The sequence below is a fragment of the Rhizobacter sp. genome (assembly GCF_035702065.1).
Lineage (GTDB): Bacteria > Pseudomonadota > Gammaproteobacteria > Burkholderiales > Burkholderiaceae_C > Rhizobacter.
In genome coordinates this window covers 1-4,992 of record NZ_DASSRA010000013.1, presented here as the reverse complement: position 1 = coordinate 4,992, position 4,992 = coordinate 1, and the positions used below count along the sequence as shown (strand labels likewise).

At 67.2% G+C, this 4,992-nt stretch carries 6 protein-coding genes; 2 read left to right on the top strand and 4 right to left on the bottom strand.

Features of this window, described 5'->3' with window-relative positions:
- Positions 1-3 precede the first annotated feature (3 nt).
- Positions 4-1,464, top strand: coding sequence for a SpoVR family protein (locus tag VFL64_RS00585; protein ID WP_489538436.1), 1,461 nt, complete (start codon positions 4-6; stop codon positions 1,462-1,464).
- A gap of 98 nt (positions 1,465-1,562) precedes the next feature.
- Here the strand turns inward: VFL64_RS00585 and VFL64_RS00580 are convergent, their stop codons facing one another.
- The 3 genes from VFL64_RS00580 to VFL64_RS00570 all read right to left on the bottom strand — a co-directional run bounded on the left by VFL64_RS00580 (position 1,563) and on the right by VFL64_RS00570 (position 3,753).
- Positions 1,563-2,174, bottom strand: a complete 612-nt coding sequence (locus tag VFL64_RS00580) for a DJ-1/PfpI family protein (RefSeq protein ID WP_489538435.1) — start codon at positions 2,172-2,174, stop codon at positions 1,563-1,565.
- A 106-nt stretch (positions 2,175-2,280) separates the two neighbouring features.
- Positions 2,281-2,799 carry a Dps family protein gene (locus VFL64_RS00575; protein WP_489538434.1) on the bottom strand — a complete coding sequence of 173 codons (519 nt, stop codon included), beginning with the start codon at positions 2,797-2,799 and terminating at the stop codon, positions 2,281-2,283.
- Positions 2,800-2,832: 33 nt separating this feature from the next.
- Positions 2,833-3,753: a hydrogen peroxide-inducible genes activator gene (locus tag VFL64_RS00570; protein ID WP_489538433.1), complete on the bottom strand. Its 921-nt coding sequence runs from the start codon at positions 3,751-3,753 to the stop codon at positions 2,833-2,835.
- 145 nt (positions 3,754-3,898) lie between these two features.
- Here VFL64_RS00570 and VFL64_RS00565 point away from each other — a divergent pair, with 145 nt between their 5' ends.
- Positions 3,899-4,450 carry a hypothetical protein gene (locus tag VFL64_RS00565; protein WP_489538432.1) on the top strand — a complete coding sequence of 184 codons (552 nt, stop codon included), beginning with the start codon at positions 3,899-3,901 and terminating at the stop codon, positions 4,448-4,450.
- Between the two features lie 6 nt (positions 4,451-4,456).
- Here VFL64_RS00565 and VFL64_RS00560 read toward each other — a convergent pair.
- The coding region (locus tag VFL64_RS00560) for a helicase-related protein (RefSeq protein WP_489538431.1) at positions 4,457-4,992 on the bottom strand (536 nt) is incomplete at its 5' end.

Here is a 4,992-nt window from a genome sequence, read left to right as displayed (position 1 = left end):
GCGATCACCGCCTATCACAAGGAGATCGCGCGGGTCGCCGAGGAGTTCGGACTGGATGTCTATCCGCCGCAGATCGAGATCATCACCGCCGAGCAGATGATGGACGCCTACGCGTCGGTCGGCATGCCGGTGAACTACCGGCACTGGAGCTACGGCAAGGAGTTCATCTCCACCGAGAAGAACTACAAGCGCGGCCACATGGGCCTGGCCTACGAGATCGTCATCAACTCCAACCCTTGCATCAGCTACCTGATGGAAGAGAACACGATGGCGATGCAGGCGCTCGTGATCGCGCACGCGGCCTACGGCCACAACAGCTTCTTCAAGGGCAACTACCTCTTTCGCATGTGGACCGATGCGGCGTCCATCATCGACTACCTGGTCTACGCCAAGAACTACGTGGCCAACTGCGAAGAGCGCCACGGCCTCGATGCGGTGGAAGAGCTGCTCGACAGCTGCCACGCATTGATGAACCACGGGGTGGACCGCTACCGCCGGCCCAGCCGCAAGTCGCTCGCGCAGGAACTCGCCGACCGCAAGGACCGCGAGGCCTACGCGCAGCAGCAGGTCAACGAGATGTGGCGCACGCTGCCCAAGAAGGCCGACAAGGCGGCCGAAGAGGCGCAGGCACGCCGCTTCCCCGAAGAGCCGCAGGAGAACCTGCTGTACTTCATCGAGAAGAACGCGCCGCTGCTGGAGCCCTGGCAGCGCGAGATCGTGCGCATCGTGCGCAAGGTGGCGCAGTACTTCTACCCGCAGCGCCAGACGCAGGTGATGAACGAGGGCTGGGCCACCTTCTGGCACCACAAGCTGCTCAACACCATGTACGACGACGGCTACCTCACCGACGGCATGATGATCGAGTGGCTGAAGTCGCACACCAACGTCGTCTACCAGCCCAAGGTGACCGACCGCCACTACAACGGCATCAACCCCTATGCGCTGGGCTTCGCGATGTACACCGACATCAAGCGCATCTGCGAGAACCCGACCGAGGAAGACCGCCACTGGTTCCCCGACATCGCGGGCAAGGACTGGCTCGAGACCATCGACCACGCCATGCGCAACTTCAAGGACGAGAGCTTCATCGGCCAGTACCTGTCGCCCAACCTGATGCGCGAGTTCCGCTTCTTCGCGATCCGTGACGACGAGAAGGAAGAAGAGCTGGAGGTCTCGGCCATCCACGACGACAGCGGCTACCGCCGCGTGCGCGAGGCCCTGTCGCACCAGTACGACCTGGGAGCGCGCGAGCCCAACATCCAGGTGTGGAGCGTCAACCTGCGAGGGGATCGGTCATTGACGCTGCGGCATGCGCAGCACAACGACCGGCCGCTGCACGAGACGGCGAACGAGGTGCTCAAGCATGTGGCGCGCTTGTGGGGGTTTGGGGTGCACCTGGAGAGCGTCAATGGTGCAGGGGAAGTGCAGCGGCGCTGGTCGGTGACGCCGACGGCGCAGGTCTAGTTTGGCGCGGGGCTTCGATACCTCAGCCTGAGCGGGTTGAGTGAGCTCCAGGTCTTCGCATGCCACCGGCCGCTCAGGCTGAGGTATCGAAGCCCTGCTCAGTCCATCGTCAAGAACGGCTGCACCACGTCGATCAGCTTCTTCACGTACGCCTCTTTCTCACCGACGGGTGCCACGTAGTGCAGCGCTTGCTCCGTGGCCTGCAGGCCGGCCCGCTGGAGCATCACCCAGGTGGCCAGGTACTGCGACGCGAGGCACCCACCTGCTGTCGCCACCGGCCCACGCGCATGGAAGGGTTCGTCCACCACGCGCACACCGGCCTGCACCACCCACGGCTTGGTGGTGAGGTCGGTGCAGGCGGGCATGTTGCCGATCAGCCCCAGGCGCGCGAGCAGCAAGGTGCCCGAGCACTGCGCGCCGATCAGCTGGCGCAGCGGGTCGAGCGTGAGGCGGTCCATCAGCGCCGCGTTCTCGGCGATGGCGCGGGTGTAGATGCCGCTGCCGAACAGCACCACCTCGGCCTCGTTCGCGAACTCCAGCGGCTGCTGAACATCGATGGTCACGCCGTTCATCGAGGTCAGGCGCGTGCCCGGCCCGGTGATCTCGGCGCTGAAGCCCTCGGCCCGCAAGCGGTTGAGCATGCCCAATGCGATGAACGAGTCGAGCTCGTTGAAGCCATCGAAGGTGACGATGGCCACGCGCGTGCTCATGACAGTCCCTCGTCCAGCGAGTACGTTGGACGATCCCCCAAGGGGATGCGGGCCGGCTTGGGAGCGGCCCGGCGCTCGGCCCGCTGGGCGGCTGGCGCTTGCGCCATCAGGCTTCCAGCAGGCTGCGCAGCATCCAGGCGGTCTGCTCATGCACCGTGAGGCGCTGGGTGAGCAGGTCGGCCGTGGGTTCGTCGCCCGCCTTGTCGGCCAGCGGGAACACGCTGCGCGCGGTGCGCGCCACGGCCTCGTGGCCGGTGACGAGGATGCGCACCATCTCCAGCGCCTTGGGCGGCGTGGACGGCACGTCCTTGATCGAGGCCAGCGCGCTGAACTGCGCGTACGAGCCGGGGGCAGGGTGGCCCAGCGAGCGGATGCGCTCGGCGATCGGGTCGACCGCGTTCCACAGCTCGGTGTACTGGCCCATGAACATCAGGTGCAGGGTGTTGAACATCGGCCCGGTCACGTTCCAGTGGAAGTTGTGCGTGGTGAGGTAGAGCGTGTAGGTGTCGGCAAGCAGCTTGCTGAGGCCACCGGCGATGGCGCCGCGGTCTTTCTCGCTGATGCCGATGTTGATCTGCAGCGCGTTGGCGGCGGGGGCGGCGATCTTGTTGGGCTTCTTGGCCATGGATGGTGCTCCTGGATGAGAGAGGGGAGGGGGTCAGGACACGCGGTGCACGCCTTCCAGCGGGCAGGCGTAGATGGCATTGCGCAATGCGGCGATCGCCTCGTAGCGCGTGAAGGTGCGGCGCCAGGCCAGCACCACGCGGCGCGTGGGCACGGGTTCGGCGAATGGGATGTAGCGCACGTGGGGCTGGGCCTCCTTGGGCACGCTCAGCTGCGGCACCACCGTCACACCCATGCCCGAGGCCACCATGTACTTGATGGTCTCCAGCGACGAGCCCTCGAAGCTCTTGCGGATGCCTTCCGCGTCGCTGGAGAAGCGCGCGTACTCCGGGCAGACCTCGAGCACATGGTCGCGGAAGCAGTGGCCGGTGCCCAGCAGCAGCATGGTCTCCTTCTTCAGCTCCTCTGCGCTGATGGAGCTGCGCTTGGCCAGCGGGTGGCTGGTGGGCACGGCCACCATGAACGGCTCGTCGTAGAGCGGTGCCACGGCCAGGCCGGCGTCGGGGAAGGGCTCGGCGATGATGGCGCAGTCGAGCTCGCCGGTGCGCAGCATCTCGAGCAGCTTGACGGTGAAGTTCTCCTGCAGCATGAGCGGCATCTGCGGCACGCGCTCGATGGCCTGCTTCACGAGATCGGGCAGCAGATAGGGGCCGATGGTGTAGATCACGCCCAGGCGCAGCGGGCCGGAGACCGGGTCCTTGCCGCGCTTGGCGATCTCCTTGATCGCGGCCGCCTGCTCGATCACCGCCTGCGCCTGGCGCACGATCTCTTCGCCCAGCGGCGTCACGCTCACCTCGTTGGCGCCGCGCTCGAAGAGCTTCACGTCGAGCTCTTCTTCCAGCTTCTTGATGGCCACGCTCAGCGTGGGCTGCGACACGAAGCAGGCCTCGGCGGCGCGGCCGAAATGCTTCTCGCGGGCGACGGCCACGATGTAGCGGAGCTCGGTCAGTGTCATGGCCCGCAGAATAGCCGAGCCGCTGTCTCGCGTCATGCGCCTTGCGGCATCACCTTGCGATACCGCACGGCTTGGCGCTTGCCGCCGCACCGGCCGCCGCCGATTCTTGGCGCCGCGGCAATCGGCCGCGCCACGAAAGCTCTGCATGAGTTCTCCGCGTCCGCGCATTGCGGCCAGTCTCCTCCTTGTGGCGGCCGGCCTGTCGGCCTGCTATGTCGTCCCCATCGACCCCAAGACGGGCCAGGGCTACCCGATCAGCTACGACAACCGCGGCACCTCATCCCAGCCCGGCACGGTGACAGTCGTCACGCCGCCCACACCGGCCGGCCCGCCCCAGCCCAGCGTGCTGAACGCGCGGCTCTACCCGCTCAACACGCAGGCCAACAAGGGCGGCCTGATCACCGCGACGGTGGTCGACAACAACGCCGGCCGCGGCACCTTCACCCTGAGCTACCTGGGCGACACGCTGCAGGGCGAAGCCACCCGGGTCGACGCCAACTACGCCTTCGGCCGGGTCTACAACGAGGTGCTGGGCTTGAACCAGCGCAGCTTCAGCGGCCGCCGCGGCATCGCCAATGCGTACGGCGGCAAGGGGGTCAGTGCGCAGTGTGAGTACCTCATCACCGGCCCGGCCATGGGCACCGGCGCCTGCCAGTTCTCGGATGGCGCCAAGTACCAGATGCACTTCGGCTCCTGAAGTGTCCTAGGCCTTCAGGTACTCCGCCTTGCTGCCCAGCCAGCGCGCCACGTGCTGCTCGGCCACCGCCGGCTGCGTGGCGAGCAGCTTGGCCGCCGCTTCACGCGCCAGCTGCACCAGCGGCTCGTCGAGCGTGAGATCGGCAAAGCGCAGCAGCGGCGCGCCCGACTGACGCGCGCCCAGGAACTCGCCCGGCCCGCGGATCTCCAGGTCGCGCCGGGCGATCTCGAAACCGTCGGTGGTCTCGGCCATGGCCTTGAGGCGCGCCTTGCCGGTGTCCGACAGCGGCGCGGTGTAGAGCAGCACGCACACGCTGGCCACCGAGCCGCGGCCCACGCGGCCCCTCAGCTGGTGCAGCTGCGAGAGGCCGAAGCGCTCGGCGTGCTCGATCACCATCAGGCTGGCGTTGGGCACATCGACGCCGACCTCGATCACGGTGGTGCTGACCAGCACCTGCATCGTGCCCGCCTTGAACTGCGCCATCACCGCCGCCTTGTCGGCCGCCGGCATGCGGCCGTGCAGCAGGCCGACGCTGCGGCCGG

Bases quoted from the DNA above. Each gene is read 5' to 3' on its own strand.
- VFL64_RS00575 (WP_489538434.1), bottom strand. From the start codon at position 2,799: ATGGCCAAGAAGCCCAACAAGATCGCCGCCCCCGCCGCCAACGCGCTG.
- VFL64_RS00565 (WP_489538432.1), top strand. From the start codon at position 3,899: ATGAGTTCTCCGCGTCCGCGCATTGCGGCCAGTCTCCTCCTTGTGGCG.
- VFL64_RS00580 (WP_489538435.1), bottom strand. From the start codon at position 2,174: ATGAGCACGCGCGTGGCCATCGTCACCTTCGATGGCTTCAACGAGCTC.
- VFL64_RS00570 (WP_489538433.1), bottom strand. From the start codon at position 3,753: ATGACACTGACCGAGCTCCGCTACATCGTGGCCGTCGCCCGCGAGAAG.